The sequence below is a fragment of the Nostocoides sp. F2B08 genome, from assembly GCF_009184895.1.
GTDB lineage: Bacteria > Actinomycetota > Actinomycetes > Actinomycetales > Dermatophilaceae > F2B08.
Window position 1 is genome coordinate 37467 of sequence record NZ_WESE01000012.1, and the last position, 14606, is coordinate 52072.

Annotated in this window: 16 protein-coding genes; 1 reads left to right on the plus strand and 15 read right to left on the minus strand. The window is 67.7% G+C overall.

Annotation, left to right across the window (positions count from 1 at the left end; translation table 11 throughout):
* Positions 1–17: 17 nt before the first annotated feature.
* Genes GA707_RS18685 through GA707_RS18700 form a run of 4 tightly spaced genes read right to left on the minus strand, consistent with a single transcriptional unit; the run spans position 18 to position 2499 of the window.
* Positions 18–677 (minus strand): hypothetical protein, encoded by a 660-nt coding sequence (locus GA707_RS18685; protein WP_152179978.1) that lies wholly within the window; start codon positions 675–677, stop codon positions 18–20.
* 43 nt (positions 678–720) lie between these two features.
* Positions 721–1089, minus strand: a complete 369-nt coding sequence (locus GA707_RS18690) for a hypothetical protein (protein ID WP_152179979.1) — start codon at positions 1087–1089, stop codon at positions 721–723.
* Positions 1090–1102: 13 nt separating this feature from the next.
* Entirely contained in the window at positions 1103–2164 is a 1062-nt protein-coding gene (locus GA707_RS18695) for a conjugal transfer protein (RefSeq protein ID WP_152179980.1), read from the minus strand.
* Complete coding sequence (locus tag GA707_RS18700; RefSeq protein WP_193315419.1) at positions 2161–2499, minus strand: hypothetical protein; 339 nt, start codon at positions 2497–2499, stop codon at positions 2161–2163. The genes GA707_RS18695 and GA707_RS18700 overlap by 4 nt, the downstream gene beginning before the upstream one ends.
* Positions 2500–2826: 327 nt before the next feature.
* On the opposite strand from GA707_RS18700, the gene GA707_RS18705 reads away from it, so the two are divergent.
* Entirely contained in the window at positions 2827–3744 is a 918-nt protein-coding gene (locus GA707_RS18705; protein WP_152179981.1) for a hypothetical protein, read from the plus strand.
* Positions 3745–3822: 78 nt separating this feature from the next.
* Here GA707_RS18705 and GA707_RS18710 read toward each other — a convergent pair whose 3' ends face one another.
* The 11 genes from GA707_RS18710 to GA707_RS18765 all read right to left on the minus strand — a co-directional run bounded on the left by GA707_RS18710 (position 3823) and on the right by GA707_RS18765 (position 14603).
* Entirely contained in the window at positions 3823–4254 is a 432-nt protein-coding gene (locus GA707_RS18710) for an ATP/GTP-binding protein (RefSeq protein ID WP_152179982.1), read from the minus strand.
* 452 nt (positions 4255–4706) lie between these two features.
* Entirely contained in the window at positions 4707–5333 is a 627-nt protein-coding gene (locus tag GA707_RS20975) for a hypothetical protein (RefSeq protein WP_193315420.1), read from the minus strand.
* 14 nt (positions 5334–5347) lie between these two features.
* Positions 5348–8770, minus strand: coding sequence for a LysM peptidoglycan-binding domain-containing protein (locus GA707_RS18730; protein WP_226963950.1), 3423 nt, complete (start codon positions 8768–8770; stop codon positions 5348–5350).
* A 2-nt stretch (positions 8771–8772) separates the two neighbouring features.
* The gene (locus GA707_RS18735) at positions 8773–9213 is read right to left on the minus strand and encodes a pilus assembly protein TadG-related protein (protein WP_152179985.1); all 441 of its coding nucleotides are present in this window, start codon (positions 9211–9213) and stop codon (positions 8773–8775) included.
* Positions 9210–9659 carry a TadE/TadG family type IV pilus assembly protein gene (locus tag GA707_RS18740; protein WP_152179986.1) on the minus strand — a complete coding sequence of 150 codons (450 nt, stop codon included), beginning with the start codon at positions 9657–9659 and terminating at the stop codon, positions 9210–9212. The genes GA707_RS18735 and GA707_RS18740 overlap by 4 nt, the downstream gene beginning before the upstream one ends.
* The gene (locus tag GA707_RS18745; protein ID WP_152179987.1) at positions 9656–10072 is read right to left on the minus strand and encodes a TadE/TadG family type IV pilus assembly protein; all 417 of its coding nucleotides are present in this window, start codon (positions 10070–10072) and stop codon (positions 9656–9658) included. Before GA707_RS18745 ends, GA707_RS18740 begins: the two co-directional genes overlap by 4 nt.
* Positions 10069–10233 (minus strand): hypothetical protein, encoded by a 165-nt coding sequence (locus GA707_RS20980; protein WP_193315425.1) that lies wholly within the window; start codon positions 10231–10233, stop codon positions 10069–10071. Before GA707_RS20980 ends, GA707_RS18745 begins: the two co-directional genes overlap by 4 nt.
* Before the next feature lie 253 nt (positions 10234–10486).
* A complete protein-coding gene (locus tag GA707_RS18750) occupies positions 10487–11395 on the minus strand; it encodes a hypothetical protein (protein ID WP_152179988.1) in 909 nt (302 codons plus the stop codon).
* Positions 11392–12258: a type II secretion system F family protein gene (locus tag GA707_RS18755; RefSeq protein WP_152179989.1), complete on the minus strand. Its 867-nt coding sequence runs from the start codon at positions 12256–12258 to the stop codon at positions 11392–11394. Before GA707_RS18755 ends, GA707_RS18750 begins: the two co-directional genes overlap by 4 nt.
* Before the next feature lie 3 nt (positions 12259–12261).
* Entirely contained in the window at positions 12262–13851 is a 1590-nt protein-coding gene (locus tag GA707_RS18760; protein ID WP_152179990.1) for a CpaF family protein, read from the minus strand.
* Positions 13848–14603: a hypothetical protein gene (locus GA707_RS18765; RefSeq protein WP_226963951.1), complete on the minus strand. Its 756-nt coding sequence runs from the start codon at positions 14601–14603 to the stop codon at positions 13848–13850. The genes GA707_RS18760 and GA707_RS18765 overlap by 4 nt, the downstream gene beginning before the upstream one ends.
* Between the last annotated feature and the right edge of the window lie 3 nt (positions 14604–14606).

The following is a 14606-nucleotide window of genomic DNA, read 5'->3' on the forward strand; positions in this document are numbered from 1 at the left end:
ACGAGAGGGGGTACGCATCATTTCTCCCGGGTGGCGCCCGAGGAGGCGAGCAGCCGCTGCACCCCGGTGAGGGCGGGTGAGTCCGCACTGCGCTGTGTGGTGGCGGGCACGGGACGGATCCGGGGCGATGACGCGAGGACGGGCCGCTGCTGCGATGGCGCAGGCCGTGACCAGCGCGGACGCGGCAACCGCCGGCGAGCCCGTGGCGGGATCGGGTGATCGCGGCGTGTCTGGACCTCAGACAGAGAGCGTGCGTCGTGATTGATGACCAGGCGAGACCGGGCATGACGCGGCCGGCGGATCTTGACCGCAGATCCACCCAGGTTCCCTTGGGCCGGCGAGGTGAGAGCTCGGATCGCGCCTGAACCGATCGAGATCGGGCTTCTCGACCCGATCGGGAGCCGGCCCAGGAGCACCACGAGGCCATAGGCGCAGCCCAGGAGAATGAGAGCGTTGCCGAGCAGGCCGAAGTGGCCCCACAGCCAGGTGGTCTTGCTGCCGATCACGATGAACGCCACCCCCGCGATGACCTGCGTGTACGTGTAGGGACCGCCCCAGATGGTGGCGCCGTCGGGGGTCTTCCCGATCAGCTGGGGGAATCGTCGGGCACGGGTGTACCACTTGACGACCTCGTAGCCGTCGCCGCTGCCGGAGTGTGTCTGTGTGGGGGTCGACATCAGATGTCCTTCTCCTTGACGTGCCCGTAGGTCCTGGTGCCGATCAGGTGGAGGAGAAGCTCAGCGAGCTGCCCGGGGTGGGGGCGCCGAGCTCGACCTGGACGACGATCGAACCCAGGGCCATCTCGTTGCCGACGCGGTCCTTGATGTCGGTGACGCTCCACACGCCCCAGATGAAGATGCCGGCAGCGATCAGGGAGACGATGATGCGAGCCATGGCGCCTCGTGAGGCGACCGCCTGCATGATCACGAAGATGATCCCGAGGGTGACCGCGACACCGCGCAGCACCGTCTGGGTCTGGGTGTTCTTGGCCGTGACCCAGTCGAGGATTCCGTCACCTGCGGCCATCGGGAGTGCGCCGGCCTGGTGAGCGGAGATGACCTCGTTGCTCAGCTGGATGAGTGTGGACATGGTGGTACTCCTCCTACGGGGTGGTGGTCGACGTGGGGATGTCGGCCGGGGTGGTCGATGCACTGCCCGGGGACCGGGCGGGCACTGGGCCCGGCGCCGAGGAGGCGTCGGGAGATTGGGTCTGAGACTGGACAGGGACCAGGTCGAGCGCGGAGATCTCCCACCGGCCCGCGCGTGCGGTCAGGGTCAGCGCGTAGGCGACGTTCGAGGTCTGCTGGTCGGTCACCACCGCGGTGCCCAGTGCCAGCACCCGGATCTGTGTCCCGTCCACCGGGACGACTGCAGGTGGCTGGTCGCTTCCTTCGGCCCGGATCTCGGACAGTCCCACGGAGGTGTACGGCGCCGGCGTGAGAGTGGTCAGGACGACACCGGGAGTCAGATAGCGAGAGGCATCGCCAGAGCCGGCGATGTAGGCGTTCAGGAACTGGCCCACCGTCTGCCCGAGGGGTGTAGTGATGTCGACCTGGGCTCGATACCCAGTGGTGGCTCCGACCGTGACCGGCGGTGGTGAGACTGGGGAGGGCAAGGTAAGGGCCGTCACGCTGCCGTCGGCATACCGCACAGGGACCTGGAAATAGCGTCGCGTGGTGGTCTCGTTGGCGTCAGTGACGGTTGCCGCCACCGTGACCGACCAGGTGCCTTCGACGGACCTGATCCCTGAGACTGCCGGGTCGACGACCGTGAAGGCCGTCTGAGACAGTCCGGAGACCTGGGCGTCCTTGATCAAGGCGAGCAGAGCATCCGGGTTCTCCTGGGTGGTGGTCAACCAGGTGACGACCACCTGCTGAGCGAACTGACCGACGACGGCGCGCTCGTGGGACTGGTCCACCGCTGCCGCGGCCGGGACGGCCGGGGGCTGAGCGGACTGGAGGAAGGCCAGCCCGCCGAGAACGGCACCGACAGGGCCAAGCGCCAGGCAGGTCAGCAGGCCGAAGGTCGCGGCCTTGGCTCCCAGCGCAGACGTGGTCTGGTGTCGTCCGTCCGCGACCGGTGGGAGTTCCTCGACGTCCCCTGGCTGGTCGAGGGTCGGGTCAGTGTTCGCCGAGGTACGCCGCAACGACAGGGTCGGACTCATGCCGCGCCTCCAGGGGTCAGCAGTGGCGTCAGGAGCTGGCAGGGCCGGCGGATCGGCCGCGAAGTCTGCGGACGGAGGCCGGCGGTCCTGTCACTGGTCATGGACGGAACCGCCTGCAGCGGGGGGCGCGGCTCCCCGGACCTGGTCAGGCGGCGGATGGCCCGGCGGACCGCCGGGGACTCCGCGCCTTCGAGCGCAGCCTTCATCCGGCTGGTCGCCTGCTCATCTAGGGGGCTGGCGGCCAGCGGCCCAAGGGCCAGCACGATCGCCTCGCGGGCAGCATGGACAGCGGCAGCGTCGACCAAGTCGCGGGGAACGCGATCGGGGCGGCTCATGGTCTCTCCTTGGGCGGCAGGTTCTTCTGTCACCCCTGGAAGGTGCGCGAGGCCGCGCGCTGTGACGGGCCAGGCAGTACTGACGCACCCTTTTTTCCTCGATCTCGCACGCGGCAGACAGGAGTCTCGGCAAGCCGTGTTTGCGCAGTTCAAAGGCCTGTTGGGTCGGTGCGGGCAAGCGTCAGCGGGGCCCTTGCCAAAGAATGATCTGACGCTGACCGAGGAGGGCAAGAGAACGGGCAAGGGTGCCCGACTTGAGTGGGTTTGCGTAGGGGGCGACCCACACCAAGTGGACGGGTCGCAGCAAGCACTCCTACCGTCCGGAGCATGAACCACACGGAGGAGCCAGAAGCCGTGAAGAAGATCGAGCGGATGTTCCGCCAACACCTGACTGCCCCGGTAGGGGTTGTCTCACCCCTCTATCGGCAGTTGACCCAGGAGTGGGCCGATCTGCACGCCACTGCCAGCGTCACGGCGACAGTGCGGCGATGGGGGCGCTCTGAGGAGACCCTGGTCGACTTCTCGCTACCTGGCCAGATCGTCGACGCCATTGACGCAGCCGGACATGATCGGACCAACGAGCTCCTCCTGGCCCTCATCCGGCTCTTCCAGAACGGACATCAGCTCGCCGGCCGCGTCGTGCTCCAGGCGCTCCTGCCCAAGCTAGCCAAGACCGCGGCCCACGCCGGTGGGATGTGCACCTCGAGCAGCGACACGTGGGCCGAGGACCGGCGCCACATCACGATCGCCGAGTTCTGGGATGTCATGGCTGATTACCCCGTGCACCGCCGGACCAGCTCGGTCGCATCCAACCTCTCGCTGGACACCCTTCATCGCGTCACCGGTGCCCGAAAGCCCCCCGTCGACCTGCCGGTCGACCCCCATGACTTCCGCGACGAAGAAGCCCGAGACGGTGCTCGGCGGGCATGGTTGGCCGGGCTGAGGACCACCGACTCGGACCCAGTCGAGGAGATCACGCAGGACTCAGATCTCCTTGAGGTCATCGCCTGGGGCCTACGCAACGCCACGATCAACCGTGATGAAGCACAACTGCTGGTCGCCTCCTACCTGCCCGAGCGCACCACCGGTTTCGGGTTCGCGGCCGTGGCCGAGCAGCTGGGGCTAACCCAGGCGGCCGTGCGCCAGCGTTGCTCTAGGGCCTCCCGCAAGCTCACCGAGGCCGTCAGGGTCGAGCTGCGCACCCCGGCCCTTGTCGAGATGGCTGATCAGAGCTTGGTCGCCTGACGCAGCCTCGACACCATAAGCCGGCCCTCGCCCACCCCGAGAGTTGGGTGAGGGCCGGCTTGTAGGCAGGAAGCAGCCCTACTGGTTGATGACCTGGGACTCCCCCATGGTGATGTTCGTCGTCGTGGTGAAGTCGATCGGGATCGTGCCTGTCTGCCCGATGCCGGACCAGTTCACCGTCCAGTACGAGGTCGCCGACACGGTGTAGCGGCCCTGGCGGGTGTAGGTGTGCCCACACTCGGGCGAGCTCTGCTTGCCGTAGCTGTCGGCGTACGGCACGCCGGGACCGGTGCAGGTAACCGTCTGCCCATCTCCCATGTTCCAGACGATCTTGGCCACCTTCGCGACCGCAGTAACGGTGTAGCCCCGGGCTGAGGCGGACCTGGTGATCGGCCCCATCGTGCTTTCACCGGGAGACTCGACCCACATCCACGACGGCATCCCGATGATGCCCACCCGGCCAGGAGCGTCTTCGGGTACCAATCCGATGTCGACGGCGCGGAGATTCATCGACCGCACAGCCTGTTGTGCCAGGACCGCAGGGTCCGGCGGAGGAAGTGACGGGGCTGATGCAGCCCAGAACTGAAGAGTTACCGGTGCGCCGAAACGACCGTTCGTAGCCAGACACCCATAGATCGCGCCGTCGGTGCGCCCTTCCCAGATGGGCTCCGAGCTTGGCGGTTGAGGGCTAATCGGACCCGAGAAGGTGCACTGCTGGCCGTTGATGACCAAGGTGACAACCGACGAGTCTTCGCCGTCGCCGCCGCCGCCGCCTCCTCCTCCTCCTCCTCCGGCACCGCCTCCGCCACCGCCGGACCCGGGGCCGCCGACCCAGATGACGCAGAGACCGGTTGCAGGATCCGTCTTGTAACAGGTCGGCTCGTCAGCCTGGGCGGCCGAGCTGGGGACGGCAACGGCCAGGCCTGCCGCCATGAACGCAAGCGTCAACCTTGCTACCCATCTCAGCATGTCTTACCCCCCTGGGTGTCGGTGAAGGAGACTCGCCAGTCGTCCGGAGACGGGTATTCGTAGTTGGAGACGCCAATGAGCCACAGCTGGCGCGGCGCGCGTGTCGCTGGGATTTGCGACTCCCCTGCCTCATTGACCATGTTGATCTTGCTGACATCGACACAGACATCGAGCTGCACCGTAGGGACATCTGGCGGTGACTTCTCCAGGTCGAACTGCAGGGCGACGCGCGGGTTCTCGATGGACTCAACCTTGGCTGCGCCCGTTTGCGTCAACATCTGGCCGGTGAAGACGCTGAAACGGTTCTCCAGGTCCACTAGTGCGGAAGAGATCGCTACTCCCTTGAAGTCGTCCAACTTGAACGTGTCGGGATCTTGCAGCGACCTATCGGCGACAGCGAAATACTCCGGGATCTTCTTCTCGGCCGCGGCGATGGCCACTTCCTCGGGGGAGGCGGTCGAGGTCGGGGTGGACGTGGCTGTCGGGGAAGTCGATGTGGCCGAAGGCGTCGAGGCGGTTGCCGTGGGGGTGTCGCTTCCGGCGCTGTCGCACGCACTCAGGGCAAGGGCCGCCGCGGCGATGGTCGCGATGCTGGCGAGATGCTGGGTGGGGCGAGTCATTGGGTGATCTCTTCCTAGAGTGCGTTGGCCATGAGTTGGTCGAAGTCTGTTCCTGGAGTCTTGAGCGCCGCGAGTAGCTGTTCGGTCTCCGGCTCGAGGTCACACTCGAGCTGTTCCGTGATGGTCAGGAGCCTTTCGATTGCCTCTGTCTCCGCAGCCGTGTTCCTTGACTCGTGGGCGGCGAGGATCCGCAGACGCCAGAGGTTCTCTTGGGCCGGCTCGATCCGCAGGCCGACGACGACGGCTTCCTCAGCGCCGCGCCAGCGGCCATCCATGAGCCGGCGGCGGGCTAGTTCGTAGGAGGCGTCGACGATCTCGCTGATGAGTCGTTGGCGGATCGGCTCAGCCCAGGCGTACCGCTTTCGATGGGTGCCCTCGAAGGGGATGCCGCGGACCAGGGCGAGCGCCTCCTCGAGGCGTTCGGTAGTTGCGTTCAGGGGGTCGTGGCCGAGCAGTTGCTCCCAGTCGCCTACATCGGTCGTGACGGCCGGGTGGAAGGCGTAGCCCTCTCCTGCCTGTATGCGAGGCAGGTACTCCGCGCCGGAGACGGGGTCAGTGCCGACCCATCGGCGCAGCTTGCTGGTGGCGGTGTTGCGGGTGTTGAGGTTGTCCTCGTTCTTCCGGTCTGGCCAGATCGCGTTGTCGATGGCTGTGTGGGTGGTGCCGGGGGTGAGGGAGAGATAGGCGGCGTACTCCAGGAGGCGCGAACGCTTGGTCGGTTCGACCTTGCCGGTGGCATTGAGTAGGTCGACCGGGCCCAGGACGACGATTCTGGGAGCAGGTATCGGCATGGGGTGCACCTGGGCCGGCGGAACTGCATGGTCGAGCGCGTGGGCGTCGTCCTCCTCGCCGGATGTGCCTGGCGCAACGTGGGCCTCGGCGGTGAGTTCTGGTTCGGTATCTGCGACTGGCGTGGTGGGGGCAGTGGTCGGGTCTGCTGGGGGCGGATCGGCCGTGGGCGGATCGGTGAGTGGCGGCTGAGGGCTCAGGTCGTCCTCAGCCGCGAAGGCGTCCTCGGTGGCGTGGGGCTGGCGGGCAGAGATGGTCTCTTCGATGTCGTCGGCGATCGAACCGGAGGTGGAGGTCTGGGGTCGCTGATCATGGAGGCTCGCCGGGTCGAGAGTAGGCGCGGTCGCGGAGGTTTCTCGGGTGACTGCCTCGAGGTGGTCGAGAGTGATCTCGGGCATGGCCGAGACCGGGGTGGCCGGTTCGTTGTTGGGGGTGATCGACTCGACCTCGGCCAGGGAGGGCAGAGGGGCGGCTTGCGTGGGGTCCAGTTCCTCGATGTCAGCAAGAGAGGCGATCTCGAGCAGGTGGCCGTACTGCTCGGCGGGTAGACGCTGAGGGCGCAGCTGGAGTCCGATCGGTGTGAGCACTGCGTACTCGGGTCCGTCGCCGGCGGTGAGGTCCAGACCCCACTCCCCCACAGTCAGCCCGTTGGTGATCATGGCCATCGCGACACGGGGGAGATCGGTGACAAGCTGTTCAAGCTGGTTGCGTTGACGGTCGGTGATCTCGCCGGCGAGCAGGACGATCTCTGGGGCCCAGACGTCTGGTGCGGCACCGGTCACCCGGGCATGGTGCAAGTCAGATGCGCCGTGGGCGGACATGGCCTGGCGGTCGAGCTCGGCCCGGTGGAGCAGGTCCTCGAGGAGTCGGCCGACGGAGGGCAGGTAGCGGATACGGCCGGTCTGCAGCGTGTCCTCCAGGTCGGGGAATGCGCCCACCAGGGTGACCTGCAGGTCGTCGGCCCACGTGGAGTTGGCAAGCTCGATGGCCAGTGCTGCGAGGATCTCGCGGGTGGCAGCGGCGTCCTGGCCGATGACGCCGAGGGTGCCGAGGAACTCGAGGTCCAGCAGCACGTGCCCCTCTTCCTCGTCGTGGCCGATCGTGACTAGGGCTGGGTAGGGCGCCGGGATGTCGGCGACGTCGACCTCGGCCAGGTCGAAGGTGTTGTCGACCTCGAGCGTCCAGACCGTGTCGTCGGCGGTGCCGGTCCATGGGGCTGGTAGGTCGGCTGGCTCGGCGAGGTAGAGGTCGAACTGGGTGGCCGTCAGGCGTGCAGCGCGCACGGCCGGCAGTGCGACACCGTTGTCGGCGCAGCTGCGGGCCAAGGTGCGCAGCGCAACGTCGACCGTCTCGATCGACAAGGCGTCTGCGGTGGCACGCAGCTCTTGCTCGGCGCGTGCGGCGGCACCGGTGGGCATCGGCATACGCTGGCCGGGACTGCGGCGGCGCTGCTGGGTGCGGCGCTTGGTGGCGAGCAGGGCGATTACGCCGGCAGCTAGGAGGGCCCCGACGCCGTAGCTGGTGCGGGCCATCCACGGGGGCTCAGACTGCAGGTGGTCGGGGGTGGTGACCGTTGCACCCGTGGGCGCCTGTGGCTGTGCCTGGGTGGCCGGGGGTGCTGTTTCGGGGGCCTCAGGCGTTGGAGCGGATGGTGCTCCAGTTGCGGGGGCCGCGACCTCCGCGGGGGCTGTGGTGGACGGGGACTGCGGCTGTGGCGTGACAGGGTCAGGGAGCTCAGGGTGTGTCGTCGACGGGGTGGCCGCACCGGGGATCTTCAGGGTCCAGCCGACGTCGATCACGTCGGGGTCGGTGAGCTGAGCTCCACCCGGCTGGGTGATTGAGCGAGAGGCCTCGAAGATCTCCGGGTATCGGGTGGCGTCGCCGTACTGTTCGAGCGCGACCTCGGAGAGGGTGTCGCCCTTCTCGACGACGACGGTGTCGGCTGCACCGTCCTGTGCCGCCGGATCGGGTGTCGGGATGTCCAGGACCCACCCGGCCTTGATGAAGCCGGGCTGGTCACCGAGGATCTCCCGGTTCAGGTTGTGGATCTCCTTGTACCGGTGGCCGTCTCCCAGGCGATCGGCGGCGATCGACCAGAGCGTCTCACCGCGCTTGACTGTGTGGTGGACGGTCTGCGGGGGCTCAGTGTTCTGCTGGGCAGACTGGGCGCTGATGCTCGTATCAGGGTCACCAGTGTGGGTGGCGGGGTCGGCCAGAGGCGCCGGGGCGCTGACGGTGGCGGTGATGTGTGTCGCCGCGATCGCGGTAACCGGTGCCGCGTGTGCGGCACCCGCCGCCGGGAACGCGACGAAGAGCGTTAGTGCTGTGCCTACCAGCCCGCGGGCGGCGTTCTGCGGGAGGCTCAGGCCTGGCAGTCGCGGTGCTCGAACGCCGCGCAGACGTGCCAGCACCTCAAGGAGGATGGACACGGTAAGGAACGCCCAGGACGCCCAAGCCACGACCTTGATCACGGCCACGGCCAGGGTTCCGTCATCGGGCGAGGTCAATGCGTTCTGGAGCTCGTCGAGGCTGGGTACTCCGCTGGTGAAGGGGTTCGCGCCAACAGCAACCAAAACGATGGGCAGCCCGATGACGATGCCGAGGATCAGCAGCAGGGCGAGGAGTCCGAGAAGACGGCGTCGGATCACAGTCACTGGGATACCCCGTCCACGACGCGCACGATTCGGGCCTCTGCTTGGCCGGTGACGCGCATGCTTCCCAACCCGATGATCGAGAGGAACTTGGTGTTGTAGGTCGACGAGGTGGCGACCCGGATCGTGTTGCCGTTGACGATGCTGGCTGTTCCGGTGACGTCGGATGCGTTCAGGTAGGTCTGGGCAGCCGAGACGGCCTGGGCAGCGTTGGCCTGGACTCCGATGCCACGGATGGCGGCCGGTGCGTTGATCTGCTGGCCGGCGACCCGCGCGGCCTGGTTGGCGATGTTGCGGGTGTGCTGCTGGGCGTGGACCTGGCCGGCGAGGTCGACGACGACTCCGACGAGGATGATCATCACGATTGAGGCGGTCGCTAGCCACACCGACACCGATCCGCGCTCGAGTTCCTCCTGCTGGTGGCGCTGGGCGGCCATCATCGCTCCCGGAAGGTGTCGAGGGGACTGGTCATGGTCGCGGTGATGGTCCGTGTGCCGGGCAGTCCGGGCACGGCGACGTCGGACAGGTTGACCACACAGGTGACGGTGGCGGTGACGTTGGCGGGGGTGCCGACCGGGGATGCGAATCCACTGGTGTCCACGCTCACCGACTTGCTGGCGCACTGCAGCTTCTGGTTGGCCAGGGACGAGGTCGCCCCGCTGACCGCGGATCCGTGTGCTTGGCCCTGGGTGCGAGCAATGGAGGCGGAGCGAGCAGCTTCGGCGGCAGCGGCTTGGACGGACTGGTCCGCGATGGCCAGGCGGCCGCCAGCGATGATCATCGCGATGAAGAGCAGGAAGGCGGGCACTCCGATGGCAGCCTCGAGCGCCTCAGATCCTCGATCCGGGGCGCCTTGGGGGCGGATCCTGAAGAACCGGCGTGTCATGTCAGTCGTTCCACCGGCATGGACGCCGACTGGGTGATCTTCGGGGAGACGAACGGGATGAGGCTGACCGTGTGGGTGGTCACTGTGATCGAGGCTGTGGTCGCGGTGCGGTTCCCCGAGACGGAGGTGCCTTTGAGGCCGGCCGAGGTGGAGGAGACGAAGTTGGAGGCGGCGGCGACGCCGGCCGCGTTGGTGCCGTCTGCAGCCGCGGAGACCCGCGCACCTTCCTGGGCTGCGGCCAAGGTGATTGTGCGGCCCTGGTAGAGCACTGCAGCCTGCACTCCCAGGAAGACCAGGGTGAACAGCGCGGGCATCAGAACCACCATTTGGATGGTCGCCGACCCACGCTCCTGCCGCGACGCCAACCAAGTGGTCAGGCGCCGCGGCAGGCACGAGGGTCGACGAGAGGTCATCCGATCTTCCCGGCCTCGGAGGTGACGTAGTTGCGGATGGCGGTGACGACGATCGCGACGATCGCGATCACCGCGACCGCCCAGAGAACCTTCTCGATGGTCTCCGAGCCGCGTTCGGGCTCGGTGGTGAGCTTCGTGTGTGCCCTTTCGATCAGGGTCACACCGACGGTGTGAAGTGTTGCGACGAGGTGCAGCATGATGAGGGTCCCCTTTTCTAGTGCGAGCTCCGGTCGTGACCGGAAGGTGCTGGAATGTGGTGCCTGGTGACAACGATTCTGTGGTGTTTCCTACCGAGATTGCATCTCGGCGTGGGTCGGGGGGGCGACGGTCCAACGGTCGCGGGCCTCAGTGAGGGGTTACGCGGCCGGTGGTTCTGTGTGCGGACTGGGGCTTCCTGCCGTGGCTTCGACGTCTTCAGCCCCCCATCACGCGGAGCAGCTGAGGGGCGATGAGGATGACCATGAAGACCACGCCGAGCAGGGACATCGGCATGCTCATCCGCTCCCCCGTCGCGTTGGCCTTGGCCAGCTCTTCGTTCAGCATGGCTGAGCGCAGGGCACTGGATCGTGCCCGCAGGTTGCTGTAGACCTGTGAGCCCTCCTTGCTCAGTCGCATGATGTCGGCCAGGTCGTCCAGTTCGGGCAGTCCGAGCTCGTCGGCGAGCGCGTTCAAGGCGTCCCAAGGCGCCAGGCCGGACCAGCGGGAGCGGGCGAGTTCTTCACCGATGCGTTGGAACACCCAGGAGTCGCCGACTTCGGCGGCGAGCTCCATGGCCTGGCGGGACCCTGAACCGCCGAGACGTTCGAGGGCGACCAGGTCGGTGTAGGCGCCCAGTGCTCGGCCGAACTCGGCTCGGGCGTGGCGTGCGTCGGTGCGCACGTCGAGGTCAGGGGTCAGGAACAGCGCGATCGCGAGCAGGACCGAGCCGGCGACTGGGATGAGGATCGGGATGGACCAGCCCAAGACCACGAAGAAGTAGGACAGCACGGGTGCGATGACGAGCCCGGCGATGCCGTAGAGGACCTTCTTGCCGTAGAAGCGGTGGACTGGGATGCGTAGGAGTGCGAGTTCCTTGGTGGGGGTTTTGCCCCACCAGGCGGCGGGGAATCGCCTGATCGCCCAGATGCCGAGGCGGTCGGGGGTGGAGCTGGCGGACATGGTGGGGGCGGCGGCGGCCGCTCGGGCGCGGACTCCTTCTGGGGAGTAGCGGTGGACGACGTCGACGGGGTCGGGGTCGGCGGGCAGCAGGCGCCACAGGATCAGTGACAGGCCGAGACCGATGAGGGATCCGCCGAGAAGTGCGAGTTGCAGGCCGGTGGTCATGGGTGTGCTCCTTCACGTGCTGCGACGCCGAGGAAGCGGGGCATCGCCTCACCTTTGGCCATGTTCCGCAGCCAGATCAGCAGTGCCACGTAGGCCGACAGCAGAAGGATCAGCAGCAGCTGTCCCAGAGGTGATCCGTAGGGGCTGATGTAGTCGCCGGTGAGGGTCAGGAAGCCCAGGACGCTGATCGTGATGATGGTGACCCAGCGGGCGGTGGTGCGGGGCTTGGCGCGGTCGGCCTCGATGGCTCGGCGCGCGCGGACGTCTGCGGCGACCGACTCGGCCAGGGACTCCAAGACGGAGGCTAGGCCTTGGCCTCGGCGTCGGGCGCCGAGGATGAGGTATGCAGCGACCAGGTCTCCGGTGGCGTCGTTGAGGTCGTCCGCGAAGGCGCGCAGTGCTTCCTCGGTGCTGATGCGGGCCCGCAGCCGTGCGACCAAGGTGGTGACCTCCGGTCGGATGGCCTCGGGGGTGGAGCGAAGGGTGGAGCGCAGCGCTTCCTCGAGTCCGACGCCGACGGTCAGGACTCCGGCCAGGGCGCGTGTCCACTCCTCGAGCGCCTCGAGGCGGTCGATCCTGGCAGCCGACGGTGGCGCGGACAGTAAGGTGGGCAGCCCGACGGCGGCCACGGGAACGAGCGCGACGGCGATGAGCCAGCCGGTCAGGATGTAGATGGTTGCGCCGGCGATCAGGCCTGCGAGGGCCAGGATCTTGGTGCGCCGGTTCATGGCGGAGATCTTCGGACCCATGCGGGACTGGCTGGCGCTGCGGGGGGTGGCGGGGGTGCGCCGGATGCCCAGCGCGAGTCCGATGAGGCCCGCGACGACCAGGGCGCCGGCGAGGGTGGGGATGATAAGCGGCATTTGCTACGCCTCCTCGCGGCCGTCGGCGGCCAGGTAGGCGGTGATGTCGAAGCCGTGCTGCTCAAGTTCACGAAGCTCATCAGGCAGGGTGCCCGGGACCGCTGGGCCGCCGGCGGGGTTGGGTCGGAAGACGTGGGTGACGGCGTACCCCTTGGCGGCCTCGCCGGGTGCGACATGGACGACCTCGGAGACCCAGCGGGAACGGCGCCACTTGCCTTCACCCAGCGGGACGGTCTCCAGGTGGATCTGGACGACAAGGTCGACGGTCTCAGCGAGCTTGGAGGTCGCCAGCTCCTTGGTGACGTGCGGCCCGGCTTCCATGGCGCAGGTGACCAGCTTGCGGATGGCTCCTTCTCCGTTGCCGGCGTGGGTGGTGGAGATGCTGCCGGCGCCGGACTCCATCGCTTTGATCATGGCCCACACCTCGCGGCCGCGGACCTCGCCGACGATCTGTCGGGAGAGGTTGAAGCGGAACGAGTCGTAGAGCGCCTCGTCGAGGGTGAACTCACCGGCCTGCTTGCCGTCGGGGCCGATCTCGCCCGATCCTGGTCGTGCCTCCCAGGCGTGCACGATGGGGTGCACGTCGGTGAGCTCGTGCAGGTGCAGCTCGAACTCGGTCTCGAAAGTGCCGATGGCCTCCCAAGAGTTGATCTCGGCGCACAGGGCGCGCACCATCGTCGTCTTGCCGGCGCCCTGGGGTCCTGCCACCACGATGGACTTGCGCGCTCTGATCGCCGCCCTGAGGAAGGTGGCTTGGGTGTGGGTGATCATGTCGCGGTCGACGAGCTCGTCCAGGGTGACGCGGCGCAGCCGGTGGCGCCGGATGACCACGGAGGGGTGCGCGGTCACCCATGCTGCGGCAGCGAGCCGAGGGCCGCCGTCCAGGCGCATGTGCAGTCGCGGGTTGGCCGAGGAGAAGCTGCGGGCATTGACCTCGCTGCGGGAGGCCACGAAGGACAGGAAGTCGAGCAGTTCTTGGTCGGAGTCAGCGACTGGGTCGGCCTTGACCAGGGTTCCGTCGACCTTCTCCACCCACACGTTCTGCGCGCCGGTGATGATGATGTTCTCGACGGTGTCGTCGTCGACGAGAGGCTGCAGCCGGCCGAGGCCGAAGAGTGCGTTGTAGACGGCGACCGCCATCGCGTCCTGCTCCTCCATCGACCAGGCGGACTCGCCGTCGTGCAGGCGGTCGGCTGCGGTGGTCTGCAGCAGCTCTTGGATGATCGTCCGGCCGAGCTCGCGTTCGGTGTCGGGGTCCATGCCCCGTTCCTCCCCCAGGGCCGCGGTTAGCTGATCCGATGCCTGAGCCCGCAGCATCGCCACCTGCTGCCAGTCGACCCCAGCGGCAGCGACGTCAGCGGGTCGGGTCGCGGCCTTGTCCAGGATCGGCGCGACCGCCGCAGCCGTGACTACGAGAGGTGCCTGGGCTGGGGTGCCGATCGGGCCGGCCAGGGATCTCGCCGCCGGTCGCGACGGAGCGGGCGGGGCCGGTGCGTAGGAGATGGTCGGCACCCGGTGTCCGTTGGGAGGGGGCTGTGAGTGCGTGGGAGCACCGAAGATCGGCAGCGAGGTCGGATCGAGACGGTCGGTCATGGCTGGCTCCTCTCCCCCGCCGCGAGGTCGATCGCGGCCCGGGAGCTAGACAGGGTGGCTTGGATGGCTTGGACGGCTGCACGCAGCGACTTGCTGAGGCCGGTGTTCTCGAACTTGCGGCGCGGCTGGGCTCCAATGGAGAACACCTCGGCGGAGGCGGGGTCCCACTCCAGGGCTGCGACGGTAGGCGTCTGCAAGGTCTTGGAGACCTCTGATGCTGTGAAGGGTTTTCCTGGGCCGACGACGAGCACGCCGAGGCTGCTGGCTGCTCCGGATCGGCTGAAGGTGTCTCGAAGGGTGGGCGCCCAGGAAGCCGCGCCGACCAGCGCCGGGACGGTTGATCGGGTTACCAGCAGGGCCAGGTCCGCGGCGGCGAGCAGTTTGTACGGGGACCCCTCCAGACCCAGCCGACCGGCGTCGACGATGACGTCCTGACCGTTGCGCTCCAAGCCCTTGAATGCGCCGGCTAGTGGCTCCCACAGGCTGTCCAGGGCGCGTGCCTGGTTGTGCCTGACCGGTCCGTTGAGAAGCTGGATGTGGGTGTTGGGGATGCGCATCAACAGTCGTGGGAGTTCCTCGACCAGGGATCCTTGGCGGTGGGCCACCGCCAGGTCGACGATGGACCCTTCGGAGGGCAGCTGGCCGCCGCGGAAGTAGCCGGCTGGGATCGCCCGCGCACCGGTGGGGTCAGCGTCGACGAGGATGCTTGGTCGCGGCCAAGCCATTGCCAGGCCGAGAGCAGATGAGGTCACCCC